14 protein-coding genes are annotated in these 15,138 nt (G+C 69.2%); 8 read left to right on the top strand and 6 right to left on the bottom strand.

Annotated features, from left to right (window positions below; genetic code table 11):
- Window positions 1–44: 44 nt before the first annotated feature.
- From IG04_RS0111545 to IG04_RS0111555, 3 genes are all read left to right on the top strand, one after another.
- Window positions 45–464 (top strand): hypothetical protein, encoded by a 420-nt coding sequence (locus IG04_RS0111545; RefSeq protein WP_030476590.1) that lies wholly within the window; start codon window positions 45–47, stop codon window positions 462–464.
- A gap of 83 nt (window positions 465–547) precedes the next feature.
- A complete protein-coding gene (locus IG04_RS0111550; RefSeq protein ID WP_030476591.1) occupies window positions 548–1,258 on the top strand; it encodes a S1 family peptidase in 711 nt (236 codons plus the stop codon).
- A gap of 142 nt (window positions 1,259–1,400) precedes the next feature.
- Complete coding sequence (locus tag IG04_RS0111555) at window positions 1,401–2,216, top strand: SAM-dependent methyltransferase (RefSeq protein WP_063758256.1); 816 nt, start codon at window positions 1,401–1,403, stop codon at window positions 2,214–2,216.
- Window positions 2,217–2,313: 97 nt separating this feature from the next.
- On the opposite strand, the gene IG04_RS0111560 is transcribed toward IG04_RS0111555, so the two are convergent.
- The 3 genes from IG04_RS0111560 to IG04_RS0111570 all read right to left on the bottom strand — a co-directional run bounded on the left by IG04_RS0111560 (window position 2,314) and on the right by IG04_RS0111570 (window position 3,938).
- Entirely contained in the window at window positions 2,314–2,742 is a 429-nt protein-coding gene (locus IG04_RS0111560; RefSeq protein WP_211257737.1) for a DUF5684 domain-containing protein, read from the bottom strand.
- A 126-nt stretch (window positions 2,743–2,868) separates the two neighbouring features.
- Window positions 2,869–3,342 carry a GNAT family N-acetyltransferase gene (locus tag IG04_RS0111565; protein WP_030476594.1) on the bottom strand — a complete coding sequence of 158 codons (474 nt, stop codon included), beginning with the start codon at window positions 3,340–3,342 and terminating at the stop codon, window positions 2,869–2,871.
- On the bottom strand, window positions 3,342–3,938 hold the full coding sequence (locus IG04_RS0111570; protein ID WP_030476595.1) for a histidine phosphatase family protein: 597 nt from the start codon (window positions 3,936–3,938) through the stop codon (window positions 3,342–3,344). The genes IG04_RS0111565 and IG04_RS0111570 overlap by 1 nt, the downstream gene beginning before the upstream one ends.
- A gap of 68 nt (window positions 3,939–4,006) precedes the next feature.
- On the opposite strand from IG04_RS0111570, the gene IG04_RS46405 reads away from it, so the two are divergent.
- Together IG04_RS46405 and IG04_RS0111585 are read left to right on the top strand one after the other, a co-directional pair.
- Window positions 4,007–4,168: a hypothetical protein gene (locus tag IG04_RS46405; RefSeq protein ID WP_157512905.1), complete on the top strand. Its 162-nt coding sequence runs from the start codon at window positions 4,007–4,009 to the stop codon at window positions 4,166–4,168.
- A gap of 354 nt (window positions 4,169–4,522) precedes the next feature.
- The gene (locus tag IG04_RS0111585) at window positions 4,523–7,183 is read left to right on the top strand and encodes an alpha/beta hydrolase family protein (protein ID WP_051769587.1); all 2,661 of its coding nucleotides are present in this window, start codon (window positions 4,523–4,525) and stop codon (window positions 7,181–7,183) included.
- Between the two features lie 77 nt (window positions 7,184–7,260).
- Here the strand turns inward: IG04_RS0111585 and sodN are convergent, their stop codons facing one another.
- On the bottom strand, window positions 7,261–7,668 hold the full coding sequence (gene sodN / locus IG04_RS0111590) for a superoxide dismutase, Ni (RefSeq protein ID WP_030476597.1): 408 nt from the start codon (window positions 7,666–7,668) through the stop codon (window positions 7,261–7,263).
- A gap of 102 nt (window positions 7,669–7,770) precedes the next feature.
- On the opposite strand from sodN, the gene IG04_RS45135 reads away from it, so the two are divergent.
- Entirely contained in the window at window positions 7,771–8,046 is a 276-nt protein-coding gene (locus IG04_RS45135) for a S24 family peptidase (RefSeq protein ID WP_276326668.1), read from the top strand.
- On the opposite strand, the gene IG04_RS0111595 is transcribed toward IG04_RS45135, so the two are convergent.
- Window positions 8,036–8,635 carry a dTDP-4-dehydrorhamnose 3,5-epimerase family protein gene (locus tag IG04_RS0111595; protein WP_030476598.1) on the bottom strand — a complete coding sequence of 200 codons (600 nt, stop codon included), beginning with the start codon at window positions 8,633–8,635 and terminating at the stop codon, window positions 8,036–8,038. The two genes, IG04_RS45135 and IG04_RS0111595, sit on opposite strands and share 11 nt — an antisense overlap.
- Before the next feature lie 333 nt (window positions 8,636–8,968).
- Between IG04_RS0111595 and IG04_RS0111600 the strand changes: the two genes are divergently transcribed.
- Together IG04_RS0111600 and IG04_RS42515 are read left to right on the top strand one after the other, a co-directional pair.
- Window positions 8,969–10,165: an NAD(P)-dependent malic enzyme gene (locus IG04_RS0111600; protein ID WP_420843948.1), complete on the top strand. Its 1,197-nt coding sequence runs from the start codon at window positions 8,969–8,971 to the stop codon at window positions 10,163–10,165.
- Window positions 10,166–10,389: 224 nt separating this feature from the next.
- A complete protein-coding gene (locus tag IG04_RS42515; RefSeq protein ID WP_030476600.1) occupies window positions 10,390–13,566 on the top strand; it encodes a bifunctional diguanylate cyclase/phosphodiesterase in 3,177 nt (1,058 codons plus the stop codon).
- On the opposite strand, the gene IG04_RS0111610 is transcribed toward IG04_RS42515, so the two are convergent.
- Window positions 13,528–15,078 (bottom strand): bis-aminopropyl spermidine synthase family protein, encoded by a 1,551-nt coding sequence (locus tag IG04_RS0111610; RefSeq protein ID WP_051769590.1) that lies wholly within the window; start codon window positions 15,076–15,078, stop codon window positions 13,528–13,530. The genes IG04_RS42515 and IG04_RS0111610 overlap by 39 nt on opposite strands.
- Between the last annotated feature and the right edge of the window lie 60 nt (window positions 15,079–15,138).

Here is a 15,138-nt window from a genome sequence, read left to right on the forward strand (position 1 = left end):
GCCTACGATCCGTGACCAGTACAGAACGTGATGAAAGGTCTCCCGTGACCACTCAGATCCAGGCGCCGCCGCGCGCGGTGCGCATCGCGTCCGCGCTCACCTTTGTGCAGGCCCTGGGCGGCATCGCGCTGGCCGTCGCGCTCGTCATCCGGGTGATCGGGGGATCAACGCCCGCCGGACCGATCCTCGGCGCCGCCGGCGTGCTGGTGATCTGGTTCGGCGGGGTGCTCTTGGCGACGGTCATGTTGTTCCGCGGCCATCATGGCGCCCGTACGCCCGTCATCGTCACGCAGCTGCTGCTGCTCGGCTGTGCCTGGTACGCGTACGGGCCTTCGGAGCAGCCGCTGCTCGGCTCGCTGGGTGGCATCTACTGCGTCGTCGTGCTGGTGTTCCTGTTCACCAGCGACGGGCGCAAGTGGGCTTTGGGCCTGGACGACGTATCGGAAGGCGACAAAGCCGACTAACGGAGGGTGGTCACAGTCACACGGCCGGGTGAAGCTGTGGGTGGTTGCTTAACCACTCCCTGCACTCACCGAGGTGACCAACCATGCGTTTCACCATTGCGATCGCGGGCGCCGTCCTGACGGCTCTCTCCCTCGCCCCTGCCACCGCCACGGCCGCTCCGGAGAACCCGGACATGTCGCCGATGATCATTGGCGGCAGCTACGCCCAGAACTTCCCGTACGCGGCGCGCCTGTTCGCCAACGGACGGGAGAACTGCTCCGCCACGAAGATCGCGCCCAACTGGATCCTGACGGCTGAGCACTGCGTGGCGAGCAACGCCACGTACACGTTCCGCGCGGGCAGCCTGGACCAGCACTCCGGTGGCCAGATGGTCACCGCCAGCCAGATCATCAAGCACTCGTCGGCGGACCTCGCGCTGGCAAGGGTCTCGCCGGCGATGTCCGGCCCGTTCTCCCCGCTCGTCGCGGAGGTCAGGACCGGCCAGACCGTGCAGCTCTACGGGTGGGGTGCCACGTGCACGAACCAGCCGGAGATCAACTGCCAGTCGCGCTACCTGAAGGTCGCGAACACGCGCGTCACGAACACCAACGGCCGTGACTACCGCGGTGGCGTCGCCATCTCGGTGTCCAGGGTCGACGGCATCGCGGCCGGCGGTGACTCCGGCGGTCCGATGTTCGCCAACGGCCGCCAGGTCGGCGTCGCCTCGACGTCGGACCGTTCCACGCGTTCCAACTACACCAGCGTCAACCACGGCCCCTACCGCACCTGGATCCGCCAGCACGCGGGAGTGTGACCAACCCTGATTGACCAGCGGTAACCCTGCGATGGCCCCCGGCTCCGGCCGGGGGCCATCACCCTACGTGACCACTAATGGTGGATGGACACGAACGGAGTAGCCAGTTACCGTGCCTCCAGCGTTCGCGCCGCTCGGGAGCATGGTGAGGTGCCCAGTGCAGGACGGCCCGAAGCGGGTGACGACAAACGGCGATTCCGAACGCCCGAACGTGGCTCGCCTGTTCGACTACTACCTCGGCGGAGCACACAACTTCGCGGTCGACCGCGTGGTGGCCGAGCAGATCATCAAGAAGTTCCCCGTCGCCGAGATGGCGCGCACGATCAGGTCCTTCTCCCGCCGCGTGGTGCGCCTGTGCGTCGAGGAGTACGGCATCCGTCAGTTCCTCGACCTGGGCAGCGGCATTCCGACCGCCGGCAACGTCCACGAGGTCGCCCAGTCGCTCGACCCGTCGTGCAACGTCGTCTACGTCGACAGCGACCCGGTGACCGTGGCCCACGCACGCACGATGCTGCGCGACAACCTCAACGCCGCCATCGTGCAGTCCGACATCTGCGACGTCGGCGCCGTGCTGCGGCACCCGGAAACGCGCCGCCTCATCGACTTCACCCAGCCGGCCGCCGTGCTGATGGTCGGAGTCCTGCCGTACGTCACCGACGAGCCCGCGGGCGTCGTCGCGCGCTACCAGGCCGCGTTGTCCGAAGGCAGCATCCTCGCTTTGACGCACCTCACGAAGGACGTGGAGCCCGAGCTCGTCGGCCGGCTGGTCGGCCTCGGGGACGACATGGGGTCGAAGCTCGTGCCGCGGTCCAAGCAGGACGTGGAGGAGTTCCTCTGTGGCCTGAAACTGCTGGAGCCCGGCCTGGTGCTCGCCGCCCACTGGAGGGCGGACGGCGAACTTCCCGGTACGTCCGCCGCCGCCGACGCGTCGACATACGGCGCCGTCGGGATGGTCTAGCTCTTCTTGGCCGGCAGCGCGGACTTCCGGACATGACGAAGGCCGGGCCCGAAGTACAGGGTGACTTCGTGGCCCGGCCTGGTCGTGCTCAGGCGTTTCAGCCCCGGTACGCGCCCTGGGCGCCGGCGAGGGCCGCCGGGCCGCGGTACTGCGCGTTGCCGAAGCCGAGGATCGCGTAGCCGACGATGCTGAACAGCCACAGGCCCACGATGCCGAAGACGGCGTCCTTGCCGAAGGACTTCGCGATGTCGATCGACAGGATCGCGAGCACCACGACGTTCACGCCGGGGATCAGCAGCAGGACGGTCCACCAGGCCGGACGGCCGCCGATCTGCGTCATCACGTAGAGGTTGTAGATCGGGATGATCGCGGCCCAGCCCGGCTGGCCGGCCTTCGCGAAGGTCTTCCACATGACGACGATGGCCGCGACGACGATGACGAGGCTGATGATGCCGACGAAGGCGAGCGTGCCGAGCAGTGCGGCGGTGTCGGCCTCAGTGAGAGTCGGCTGCTGTGACGGGTCCACGGTCTTTCCTTCTTTCCACGCTTACTTTGTGCCGGGGGATCGGCGTGCGGGGACGCTGCCAGGGTCGTGGACCCGTCCTGAGTGGAATACCCGTTTCGTGAGCCTTTTGAGACCTTCCGTCAACCTTCAGCGTGCAGAGCCGAGCTTGACCAGGGCTTCGTCCGCGACGCGCATCGTCGTCCACTCGTCCATCGGCACGGCGCCCAGCGACTTGTAGAAGCCGATGCTGGGCTCGTTCCAGTTGAGCACCCACCACTGCAGGCGGGTGTATCCCTTCGCGACGCACTCCTGGGCAAGCGCTTCCAGGAGTTGCTTGCCCAGGCCGTTGCCGCGCTGGTCCGGCGTGACGTAGAGGTCTTCGAGGTAGATGCCGTGCACGCCGTCCCACGTCGAGAAGTTGAGGAACCACAACGCGATGCCGGCGACCTGACCGTCCACTTCGGCCACATGGCCGAACAGCGCGGGGCTCTCGTTGAACAGTGCGGTGTGCAGCTGTTCCGCGGTGAGGTGGCACAGCTCGGGCGCCTTCTCGTACAGCGCCAGTTCGTGGACCAGGCCCACGACCGCGTCGATGTCACGCGGTTCGACCCGCCGGATCATCACATCTCCCACGCGGGCACGTTGAGCCTGCGCACCTGCGGGTCGCCCCGCTCGTCGCCCAGCTGGCAGATGCCGGCCGGGTCCAGTCCGAAGTGGACGCCCTGGTCGGGCGCGAGGCCGAGCCACGCCGCGATCAGCACGCGGCTGAAGTGCCCGTGGCCGACCAGCACGACGTCGCCGCCGGGCAGGATCTTGCGCACCTCGCCGAGCACCTTGCGTGCCCGGTCCTGCACCTCGGCGTGCGACTCGCCGTTCGGCATCGGGTGCGACCACACCGTCCAGCCGGCCACGCGCTCGCGGATCTGCGGCGTGGTGATGCCCTCGTAGTCGCCGTAGTCCCACTCGGCCAGGTCCTCGGTCGTCGCGCTGACCTCCAGCCCGGCCAGTGCGGCCGTCCTGGTGGCGCGCTGCCGGGGACTCGTCAGCACGAGTGCGGGTGCCTGGTCGGTGCCTCTGAGCCGTGCGAGCGTGGCGCCCGCGCGGCGTGCTTGCTGCTCGCCCTCGGGCGTCAGCTCGATGTCAGTGCGTCCCGTGTGCCTGCCGCTTTCGGACCACTCGGTCTGGCCGTGCCGCAGCAGGTAGAGGTGGGTGCTCACCTGTTCGATCCTAGGGAGTGACGGGGAGCACGTTTGGGGGAGTCCTCCTTCGAGGTACCCAGCGCGCCATGACCGCCGAGCACCCGAACCACGGCGCCCCCGACGAGGTCGACGCCCAGGAGATCCGCGAGGCCTTCGGGGTTCGCGTCGCACGCATTCGCGCGGAGCTGACCTCCACCTGGAACAAGCTGAGCCAGAACGAGCGCGACACGGACACCAGAAAGCAGTGAGGCCGCACTGCGGCTGACTCGCGCGGAAATCCCAGAGGACCGAACGCCGGTGGCATTTCGGCTGTGCTCGAAATGCGGGCGCGCGGCCGGGACCGCCTGCTTTCCTGGGAGGTCGCATCGAATCGGGTCGGAAGAGTGCGGCGCCGCGATGGGGACCGTCGTGTCCGTGCTGGAGTCGACCTGGACCACCGTCTTCCGGCCGGAAGACGATGAAACCCCGATCTTGGGCTGAATGGCGTAATACTCCCGGATGGTTGCCGTTTTAATTGGTGGATTCCGGGCGGAATTGCGTGCCGTGTGCTGTGCGACATGGCTAGAACGGAGTGGATCGTCCTTTTTGAGGGGGACCCGCACATGCGTCGCACAGTCGCGTTTTTGATACCTGTTCTGCTGGCAGCGGTACTACCGGCGCTGCCCGCGTCGGCCGCGCCGGAATCACCTTCCTCGCCCGGCTGGACCGTCTCCGGAGACGTGATCCGGTGGACCACCTCCACACCCATGCCGTTGCTCGACGCGGGCGTGGAGTTCTGGGAGGGCGACCGGTTCCTGGGGCGTGCCCAGGAGTCGGCGAACCTGCGGACCTTCACGTTGAAGGCCGCCCTGACCGACCCCGCCGCGCTCCAGGTGCGGTCGGCCGGCAAGCGCCTGGACGTGGTGCAGCCGCCGGCGGCCGGGCTCTCCGTGCCCGAACTGCCGGCGTTGCAGCCACCGGCGGACGTGGATCCCGGCACGCCGGGGCCGTACGCCACCGGCACCGGCGAGTACGCGCTCGACCCGATCAAGCTGCCCGAGTACGCGGCGCCGATCGAGATGGAGGCCGTCGTCGTCGCGCCCAAGGGTGCGCCGGGCAAGCGGCCGCTCGTGCTCTTCCTGCACGGCAGGCACTTCACCTGCTACAGCAAGTCCGATCCGAACAAGATCCTGATGACCTGGCCGTGTCCCAGCGGTTCGACGGCCGTGCCGAGCCACAAGGGATACCTGAAGGCGCAGCAGTTGCTGGCGTCGCAGGGATATCTGACGGTGTCGATCTCCGCCAACGGTGTCAACGCCCAGGACGCGCTGACCGCCGACGCGGGTGCGCAGGGGCGTTCGTCGCTGGTGCGCCACCACCTGGCGAAGTGGGCGGACTGGGCGTCCGGCCGGGGCACCGTGCCCGCGGCCGTGAAGTCCGCCCCGGCCGCCGACATGACGAAGGTGCTGCTGGTGGGCCACTCCCGTGGCGGCGAGGGCGTCAACCGCGCCGCCACCGACAGCCTCACCCCGCCGCCCGGCGACACCGGGTTCAGCGGCCCGGTGCGCTGGAACATCCGCGGTGACGTGCTGATCGGCCCCACGATCTTCGGTCACAACCCGGCGCCGGACGTGCCCTCGGTGACGTTCCTGCCCGGTTGCGACGGTGACGTGTCCGACCTGCAGGGCCAGATCTTCGTGGACCAGACGCGCGGCCTGAGCCGTGGCGACGCGTTGCACAGCGCGCTCTACATGGTCGGCGCGAACCACAACTACTTCAACAGCGAGTGGACTCCCGGCCAGGCCCAGGCGCCGGCGTTCGACGACTTCTGGCCAGGCCAGCAGCCGGACCCGCTGTGCACGCCCGGTGCCCCGACCCGCCTGACCGCCGACCAGCAGCAGGCCATGGGCGCCACCTACGTCGCGGCGTCCGCGCGCTTGTTCCTCGGCCGCGACGAGTCCGTGCTGCCCCTGCTCGACGGCTCCGGTGTCCGTGCGCCGTCCGCCGACCCGGCCCGCGTCCTCTCGCACGCCATCGGAGGCGACCGCAGGTCGTTCGTGGTGCCGGACGGTTCCACCCAGGTGTCCGGCAGCGCGCGGGTCTGCCAGCAGACGTCCCGTGACGCCGCTCTCGCCTGCAGCACCACGCGTTCGCCGCACTTCGTCGGCTTCCGCGGTGCGGTGGCGCAGCCCGAACGCCTGTCGGTCGCGCTGAAGTGGTCAGCCGCCGGTCAGACCGGGGTGGTCACGCCTTCCGCGCCGGTGTCGCTGAACGACTCGCGCGACCTGGCACTCCGCCTGGCCGTTCCGCCGAACGCCGCGGCCACCCGCTTCGGAGTCTCCGTGACCGACCACAGTGGACGGAAGCACCCGCTCGGCTCCGTCTCGGTGACCGGGCTTCCCGGCTCGGACCGCACGAGTTCGTTGTGGGCGCAGGAAGTCCGCGTGCCGCTGCCCTCGGGCGTAGGCCGCGTCGCTTCGCTGGAACTGGTTCCCGAGTCCGCGTCCGGCGAGGCGTGGCTGATCGACGCCTACGGCTGGGACAGGGGACTCGTCCCGGTGGTTCCCACGCGCCTGGCCCGTGTCGACGCCGTCGTCACGGCCGTCGACGAGGGCGACTCCGGCACGCAGACCCACAACATCGTCGTCACCGCGACCGGCAACGGCACCCGCGTGATCAGGCTCTTCTGCAACGAGCCGGGCAACCAGCCCGCGACCAGGCTCGTGACGCTCAAGCCGGGCGAGCACCGCGCCGAGGTGCCGGTGACCTACACCGGCAACACGAAGTGGAGTGCCGACGTCCGCCATCCCGTGTCGGTGCAGGCGATCTCGAACGCGGTCGTCGGTTCCGCGACCGGTGGCCTGCTGGTGCGCAACGACGACCCCGCGCCCAAGGTGACGGTCACGCCCGTCGCCGACAGCGTGGTGGAGGGCGGCGCCCTGAAGTGGAAGCTGACCCTGTCCGAACCGGTCGATTCGCCGGTCACGCTCAGCGGAGCGCCGGTGGCACCCGTCTCCGGCACCGAACTGTCCACAACGGACGTCAACGCCGAGTGGCTCCTGCGGAACTCGGGCGAGGAAGCGCTGCCGTCACGGCCGTTGTCCGCCACCCAGCTCGGGTTCTACGCCTTCATCCGCCCGGGCGAGACCTCGGTCGAGTTCTCGGTGCCGACCGTGGCCGACAGCGAGACCGAGGGTGAGGAGCAGGTCAGGCTGAAGTTCGAGGGCGTCTCGCCCACCGGCACGGACTTCGAGGTGATTGGCAAGGTCAGGGAGGCGGCGTAACCACGTCTGCCCCGCAACGACGAACGGCGCCGCCCCCGAACAGGGGAGCGGCGCCGTTCAGCAAGACCAGGAAGGGCTCAGCCCTGCTTGGTCTCCCAGAAGATCTTGTCGATCTGCGCGATCAGGTCGAGCAGCGCCTGACCCGAAGCCGGGTCCATGGACCCCTTCGTGCCGCTCGCACCCGCGGCCTTGGTGGCGCGGTTGAACAGGTCGTGCAGCTCGGGGTACTTCTCGAAGTGCGGCGGCTTGAAGTAGTCCGTCCACAGCACCCACAGGTGGTGCTTGACGAGCTCGCTGCGCTGCTCCTTGATCAGGACAGCGCGCTCCCGGAACTCCGGGTCCTCGTTGGCCTGGTACTTCTCCTGGACCGCCTTGACCGACTCGGCCTCGATGCGGGCCTGCGCCGGGTCGTAGACACCGCACGGCAGGTCGCAGTGCGCGGTGGCTTCGACGCGCGGGCGGAGAATGCGCGACACGAGTCGCATCGTTCCTCCCAGAATGAAAAAACAGTGGATGCTCCGACAGGTAGGACCTTACTCCGGCCGACCGAAGGGTGATCGTTGAGACCGCGTCTCTCCACCGTGCTCGTGCGGGGTCCGTCGATGGTCCCTGCCCTGCGCGACGACGACATCGTGCTGGTCAGGTGGGGTGCGACGCCCAGGCCGGGGCAGGTCGTGCTGGTGCGGTGGGCGAGCAGACCTGGCCAGCTGTCGGTGAAGCGTGCCTCCCACGAAGTGGACGGGGGGTGGCACGTGGTGGGAGACAACCCGTTCGCGAGCACTGACTCCGAACACCTCGGACCTGCGGAGGTGCTCGGAGTCGTCAAAGCTCGACTATGGCCGAGGCCGGGTTTCAGGCTTTGAGGGACGCGTGCAGGGCCAGGCAGTCCTCGTAGCGCGGCAGCACGCCGGCTTCGTAGGCCTCGGCCAGGGTGGGGGCCGAGGTGTCCTTCTCCGACAGCTGGAACTCGAGCTCGCGCGGCCACGGCAGGTCAAGCGCCGGGTCGAGTGGCGTCAGGCCGTGTTCGCCGGACGGGTTGTAGGCGGTGGAGCAGAGGTAGTTCATCGTCGTGTCGTCTTCGAGAGCGATCATCGCGTGGCCCAGGCCCTCGGCGAGGTAGACCGCGTTGCACTTCTCGGAGTTCACCAGCACGGCGTCCCACTGGCCGAAGGTGGGGGAGCCGACGCGGATGTCCACGATCACGTCGATGAACGAGCCGCGCGGGCAGAAGACGTACTTCGCCTGGGACGGCGGCACGTCCGCGTAGTGGATGCCGCGGATCGTCCCCGCCCGGGAGACGCTGTGGTTGGTCTGGGCTACCCGGAACGGGTGCCCGACCGCCTCCACGAAGGCGGCCTCCTGGTACGGCGAGACGAACACACCGCGGTCGTCGGGAAATGTCCGAGGGGTGAACTCGAACGCGCCGTCAATTTTCAGCGAACTCGCCTGCATGGCGTCACTCTAAGGCGTCAATTTTTCTTGACCGATCGGGTGCTTCCTGCCTGCAGAAACCGACCGGTCGGTGCAGAAAACCGGACGGACGTCTTGCTACATGCCCTCTGACCTGCGGAAAAAGTGTGATCCCCGCCGCAGACAGCAACGCGCGACCCTGCCACACTTCCCGTCATCCGCACCCCTCGGGCGGTTCTCCGACGCAACTCGTCGGAGGGCATCGACCGAGTTTCCAGGCCCCGTGTACCCGGCGTGACAACGCTGGGCCGGTGCGCCGTTTGGTGATGAGCCCATGTTGGGCCACTACGCCGCCCGCACCGCAGGAGGGACGCCGTGACAGCAGTGAACGAAGCCCGCACCGAGAACTCCGATCCGACGCAGTTGACGGACGACGAGATCTTCAATGCGCATCTGGGCGGGAAGCTCGAGGTCGGCGCGACCGCCTCGCTCGCTGACCCGAAGGCGCTGTCCATCGCGTACACACCTGGTGTCGCACGAGTGAGCAAGGCCATCGCGCAGGACCCCTCGCTGGCCGCGAAGTACACGTGGGCGCACCGCCTGGTCGTCGTCGTCAGCGACGGCACCGCGGTGCTCGGTCTCGGCGACATCGGCCCGAGCGCGTCGCTGCCCGTCATGGAGGGCAAGTCCGCGCTGTTCAAGACGTTCGGCGGCCTCGACTCCATCCCGCTCGTGCTCAACACGACGGACGTGGACGAGATCGTCGAGACGCTCGTGCGGCTGCGCCCGTCGTTCGGCGCGGTCAACCTGGAGGACGTCTCCGCGCCGCGCTGCTTCGAGCTGGAGCGGAAGCTGATCGAGGCGCTCGACTGCCCGGTCATGCACGACGACCAGCACGGCACGGCCGTCGTGTCGCTCGCCGCGCTCAACGGCGCGAACACGGTGCTCGGCAAGGACATCAGTGACCAGCGGGTGGTCATCTCCGGTGCGGGCGCCGCGGGCATCGCGATCGCCAAGATCCTCATCGCCGCCGGTGCCGGCGACATCACGCTGCTCGACTCGCGCGGCATCGTCCGCACGGGCCGGGCCGGTCTCAACCCGGTCAAGGAGGAGATCGCCGCGGTCACGAACTCCAGCGACCTCGACGGGGGCATCGACGTGGCGCTGCGGGGCGCCGATGTCTTCATCGGTGTCTCGTCGTCCAAGGTCTCCGAGGACCTGATCGCGAGCATGGCGAGCGGCTCGATCGTCTTCGCGCTGTCGAACCCGGACCCCGAGGTGCATCCGGAGGTCGCCGCCCGGCACGCCGCGATCGTGGCCACCGGCCGCAGCGACTTCCCGAACCAGATCAACAACGTGCTCGCGTTCCCCGGCATTTTCCGCGGGGCTCTCGACGCGGGCGCGCGACGGATCACGGAAGGCATGAAACTCGCCGCCGCGGATGCCATTCTCGCGGTCGCGAAGGATGATTTGGGTCCAGACCGAATTGTGCCCTCGGCATTGGACCCGCGCGTCGGACCCGAGGTCGCGGCGGCTGTGGCCGTGGCCGCGAAGGCCGACGGAGTCGCCTGATCCACCCGTTTATTCGCCACCCTTTTGCAAGTGCACGGGTACCGGAACCACGAACGTGGTTTTTCGTTAACCCGTGCAGGGGTGGGCGATGACGCTCCGAAGCGCTACCGTCCCTCTCCTCGGGTGTTCACCCGAGGAGAGGGTTCGTGTTTGCCGCCGTTCGGGTGCCGTTGTCGTGCCCACCTGAATTGCCGCGGGCGGTGGATGCGGGAGAGGGTGGGCCGGTGCCCAAGTGGGTGGGACGCGCGACGGTGGTGAACGGCCGTGCACGGACGGCTGTCTCGGAGAGCAGGAAACCTCCGATGACACTGGACGGCCTGACCCTGCCCGACGCACCGTCGTTGCTCGTCGACGCCAAGGGCGTCGTCATGCAGGCGAACCCCGCCGCCGTGGAGCTCGCGGTCGCGCAGGGCGCCGACGACCTGGTCGGGCATGCGCTCGGTGACCTGCTCCTGGGCAACTCCGCCGACCTGAGACTGCTGCGCGCGGACGGCACCGAACTGCCGGTGCGCGTCGCCCGGCACGCCGTTCCCGGCACGGGCCTGCAGGCCGTCCTGCTGATCGACGTCTCCGACCTCGCCTCCGTCGCGGACGCGCTGCGCGACGAACAGCGCCGGCTGCGCAAGGTGCAGCGGGTCGCGAACCTGGGCTCGTGGGAGTTCGACCCCCGGACCGGCCTGACCGTCTGGTCGGACACGCACTACGAGCTCCTCGGTCTCGAACGCGGCACCGTCGTGCCGGGCGCGCAGGCCGTTCTCGACGTCGTGCACCCGGACGACTACCGGATGGTGGAGACGTACTGGCACGGTCGCGAGATCACCGGCGACCCGATCGACATCGAGTACCGGATCGTGCGCCCGGACGGCCAGCTGCGGTGGATCCGCGGCGTCGCCGAGGCGAGGCTGGACGACGCCGGCGCCCTGGACAAGATCACCGGCTACATCCGCGACATGACCGAGTCGAAGCGCGCGGCCACCGACCTCGCCCAGGAACGGGCGCGGCTGCTGGAGGCGCAGCGCATCGCCCGCATCGGCAGCTGGGCGTACGAGACGGGCACGCGCGCCGTGCACCGCAGCGAAGTGCTGATGGAGATGTACGCCGAGCTGGGCATGCACCCGGACGACGACCTGCTCAGCGGCGTGCACCCGGACGACCGCGAGGCCGTCAAGGCGATCCGCCACTCGTTGCTGCACGCCAGCGACGGCGAACCGGTCGAGGTCGAGGTCCGCAGCGAGGTCGGCGAGCGCGTCTACATGTGCCGCGCCCGTGCGGAGATCGCGCCGTCCGGCCGCATCGAGCGCTACCACGGCACGATCCAGGACGTCACCGAGGCTCGTGCGCTGGAACGTCAGATGCGCGAGGACCGCCGAAGGCTGGCCGACGCGCAGCAGGCCGCGCGCCTGGGCATGTGGGAGTGGAATCCGGCGACCGGCGCCGTCGTGTGGTCGGACATGTTGAGCGAGCTCTTCGGCATCCCGGGCGAAGCCGTGGGCAACTACGAGACCTACCTCGGACTCGTGCACCCCGAGGACCGCAGCTGGGTCGACGACCTGTGGCGCCAGCTGGCCGTCGACGAGGTCGCCGTGCAGTGCGAACACCGGGTGGTGCGCCACGACGGCTCGATGCGGATCTTCCGCTGCCACGGCATGATCGTCCACGACCCGCACGGCAAGCAGCTCGCTGTCGGCACCGCCCAGGACGTCACCGAACAACGTGCCGCCGAGACGCGCATGAAGCGTTCCTCGCAGCGCTTCACCGACCTCGTGTCCGTGACGCCGGTGGGCATCGGCCTGTTCGACGAGGGCGAGCGCCTGGTCGACGCCAACGACGCGTTGTGCGACCTGCTCGGCATGGAACTGGAGCAGCTGCGCGGCATGACCGCCGAACAGCTCACCCACCCCGACGACACCTCGCCCGGCCTGCAGTGGGCGGCCGAGCGCACGCAGAAGATCCCGCAGCGCATCCTCGTCCGCCCGGACGGCGAGAAGGTCTACTGCGAACTGCACATCGCGCTGTCCGTGCAGGACGACGGCCGCCGCTTCTGGCTGATCGTGTTCCTGGACATCACCGAACGCCGTCGCGCCGCCGAGGCGTTGCGCCACCAGGCCACCCACGACGAACTGACCGGCCTGCCGAACCGCGCGCTGGTGAAGGAGATCCTCGGCAAGCTGCTGGAGGGTCCCGGCCGCTCCAAGGTCGCCGTCCTCTTCTGCGACATCGACAACTTCAAGCGCGTCAACGACTCCCTCGGCCACGACGCGGGCGACGAGCTCCTGGTCGCCCTGGCGCGACGCCTGGAAGGCGGTCTGCCGGACGGCTGCACCGCGGCCCGGCTGTCCGGTGACGAGTACGTGATCATCGCCGAGGACCTCGACGCCGTGGGCGGCGTCGACGCCCTGGCGACACGGGTCGCGTCGCTGTTGAGGACCGCGGTTCCGGTGCACGGCCAGCTGGTCCGGGTCTCGGCCTCGATCGGCGCGGCTGTCCCGAACGGCTCGCGCGCCAACGGCGCCGACCTGCTCAGGTTCGCCGACGCCGCGATGTTCGAGGCGAAGCGCGCCGGCGCCGGACGGGTCTCGCTGGCCTCGGCCGCGTTGATCGCGTCCGCGGACCGCCAGGTGCACCTCGAAGGCCAGCTCCGCGAGGCCCTGCAGAACGATGGCCTGGCGCTGCACTACCAGCCCGTCGTGGGCGTCGACGGCGCCATCCTCACCGCAGAGGCCCTCGTGCGCTGGCCGCACCCCGATCGCGGACTGCTGCCGCCGGACGTGTTCCTGCCGGTCGCCGAGCAGGGTGACCTGATGCGCGAACTCGACCGCTGGGTGCTGCGGACGGCGTTGAAGGAGGCCGCGACCTGGCCCGCGCCCGACGGCCGCCCGGTGTCGGTCGCCGTGAACCTCGCCGGCCTGGTGCCGGGCGATCCGGAGTTCGTCGACATCGTGTCGACCGCGATCATGGAGTCCGGTGTCCCGTGGGAACGCGTGGTGCTGGAACTGGTCGAGACGGCGTTCGTCGACCTGCCGTCCCGAGTCCGCCAGTCGATGGACGAACTGGTGAAGCGCGGCGTGCAGTTCGCCGTCGACGACTTCGGCACCGGCTACTCGTCACTGGCCCGCCTGAAGGACCTGCCGGCCCAGATCATCAAGGTGGACCGGCGCTTCGTTTCGGGCGTGGGCAACGACTCCTCGGACTTCGCCGTCGCCCGCGCCGTCGTGGACATGGCCCGCGCGATGGGACGCAAGTGCGTCGCGGAGGGCGTGGAGACCGCCACCCAGTTCCACGTCCTGCGCGGTGTCGGCGTGGACGCTTATCAGGGCTGGCTGTTCTCGCGTCCCGTGCCGCCCAAGGAGTTCCGCGCGGTGCTAGCTCTCGGGCCGCTCCACATACCCCGCGCTGGCTGAGATCTCCGGCAGCAGTGCCGCGATCCGGTGCTTGGGCAGGTCGATCAACCGCAGTTCGAGGTCGTCCTGCCCCACCGGGGCGTTGTCGATGATCTCCGCTGCCTGCTTCTTGGTCAGCACGCCCTGCGACGCGGTGATCAAGGCCTCACGCCAGCTGTTGCGCAGCTTGCCGTGCGCCTTCATCAGGACCTCGCGGACCGCGCGCTCGCCCAGTGACAGCCCTCCGGTCAGCACCTGATCGGCGACGACGATCGTCGTCCTGCCATCTGGGTTGTTGCGCAGGAACTTCAACTTGAACCGGGTGCGCACCAGCTCCTGCAGTTCCTTCTGCCCGGCCTCCGACGACACCGCCGGGTGGTTGTTCGGCACCAGGCAGGCCAGCCGCGCGGGTGACGAGGCGAGGAGCGTGCGCAGCAGCCACGGGCCGGGATCCGCCGACAGGTCGACGGCCAGGGAGGCCGCACCCTTGCCGACCGGCTCGGCCCAGCCCGCCGGACGGGGCTTCGGCGGCGGGGAGGACTCCGGGCGGGGAGCGAGGTCCGACAACGCGGACAAAGCTTCCTGCGAGGGGCCGGACGACTCCACGGACTGCGCGCCGTGCGTGTAGATCCGCGTGCCACCGGACACCGCGCGACGTCCCGTGGGACGGCACACGTAGAGGTCGGCGGCCGAGCCGATGGCCTGCGCGCCGTCGAAGCGGTGGAACGCGGGCAGGATCGCCTCGAACACCAGGCCGAGCTTCTGCAGTTCCTGCTGCACCTTCAGGCCCAGGGCCGGCGTGCGGTCCGAGAAGCCGTACGCGAGCAGCAGCCGTCCCGATGCGATGTCCTCCAACGCCTCGATGCCGCGGCCGGCGAACAGGCCCATGCCCTCCGGCGAGTAGGGCGGGTCGCTGAAAACGAGGTCGAAGGACTCGAGAATCGAGGCGGGCAGACCGAAACGCATGTCGCAGTGCAACGTTCGGATGTCGAGCCCGCGTGCGGCGGCCCGCGAGTCGATGAACTCCAGCAGGCGTTCGTCCAGGTCCACGACCGTGATCGACACGTGCGGGTTGACCGCGGCGACGGCCAGCGACGTCAGGTCGTGGTCGCCCAGGCACAGCAGGCGCCTGCCCGTCAGGTCGTACGCCGAGTCCAGCCACACCGCGCGGTTCAGCGCCGTCTCGGCCGTGGCCTGCACATGGTCCAACGAGGACAAAGGCGGCGGGACGTCGGCGATGTCCACGAGGATCTGGCGCAGCACGTCCGTGTGGTCTCGGACACCCGAAACACCGAAGGCCGACCGGTACGAGGCGACCAGGCCGGGAGCGATGCGGTAACGATCGCCTGAAGATTCGGCGTCGTCGCCGAGGGCCTTGAGCAGGTCCTGGACGGTGCGGCGGGGCACAGCGGGCAGGCGTACGAGTTCGGCCAGCGGGTGCCAGTCCTCAGTGAGCAGGGACAACACTTCGCGAAGCTTGCGGGCGTGCACGCCGCGCTCTGTTACCAACTGCCGGACCTGATCGATCGTCACAAGCGGTAAACCATACGGGCCGTCACATGGTGGAAGGCTGTGCCGGGGTACGCCGAACGA

This window comes from Lentzea albidocapillata, from assembly GCF_000719115.1.
Taxonomy (GTDB): domain Bacteria; phylum Actinomycetota; class Actinomycetes; order Mycobacteriales; family Pseudonocardiaceae; genus Lentzea; species Lentzea albidocapillata.

Excerpts from the sequence above, each read along its gene's own strand:
- IG04_RS0111550 (WP_030476591.1), top strand. The coding sequence starts at position 548 with ATGCGTTTCACCATTGCGATCGCGGGCGCCGTCCTGACGGCTCTCTCC.
- IG04_RS0111555 (WP_063758256.1), top strand. The coding sequence starts at position 1,401 with ATGGTGAGGTGCCCAGTGCAGGACGGCCCGAAGCGGGTGACGACAAAC.
- IG04_RS0111565 (WP_030476594.1), bottom strand. The coding sequence starts at position 3,342 with ATGATCCGGCGGGTCGAACCGCGTGACATCGACGCGGTCGTGGGCCTG.
- IG04_RS46405 (WP_157512905.1), top strand. The coding sequence starts at position 4,007 with ATGACCGCCGAGCACCCGAACCACGGCGCCCCCGACGAGGTCGACGCC.
- IG04_RS0111585 (WP_051769587.1), top strand. The coding sequence starts at position 4,523 with ATGCGTCGCACAGTCGCGTTTTTGATACCTGTTCTGCTGGCAGCGGTA.
- sodN (WP_030476597.1), bottom strand. The coding sequence starts at position 7,668 with ATGCGACTCGTGTCGCGCATTCTCCGCCCGCGCGTCGAAGCCACCGCG.
- IG04_RS0111595 (WP_030476598.1), bottom strand. The coding sequence starts at position 8,635 with ATGCAGGCGAGTTCGCTGAAAATTGACGGCGCGTTCGAGTTCACCCCT.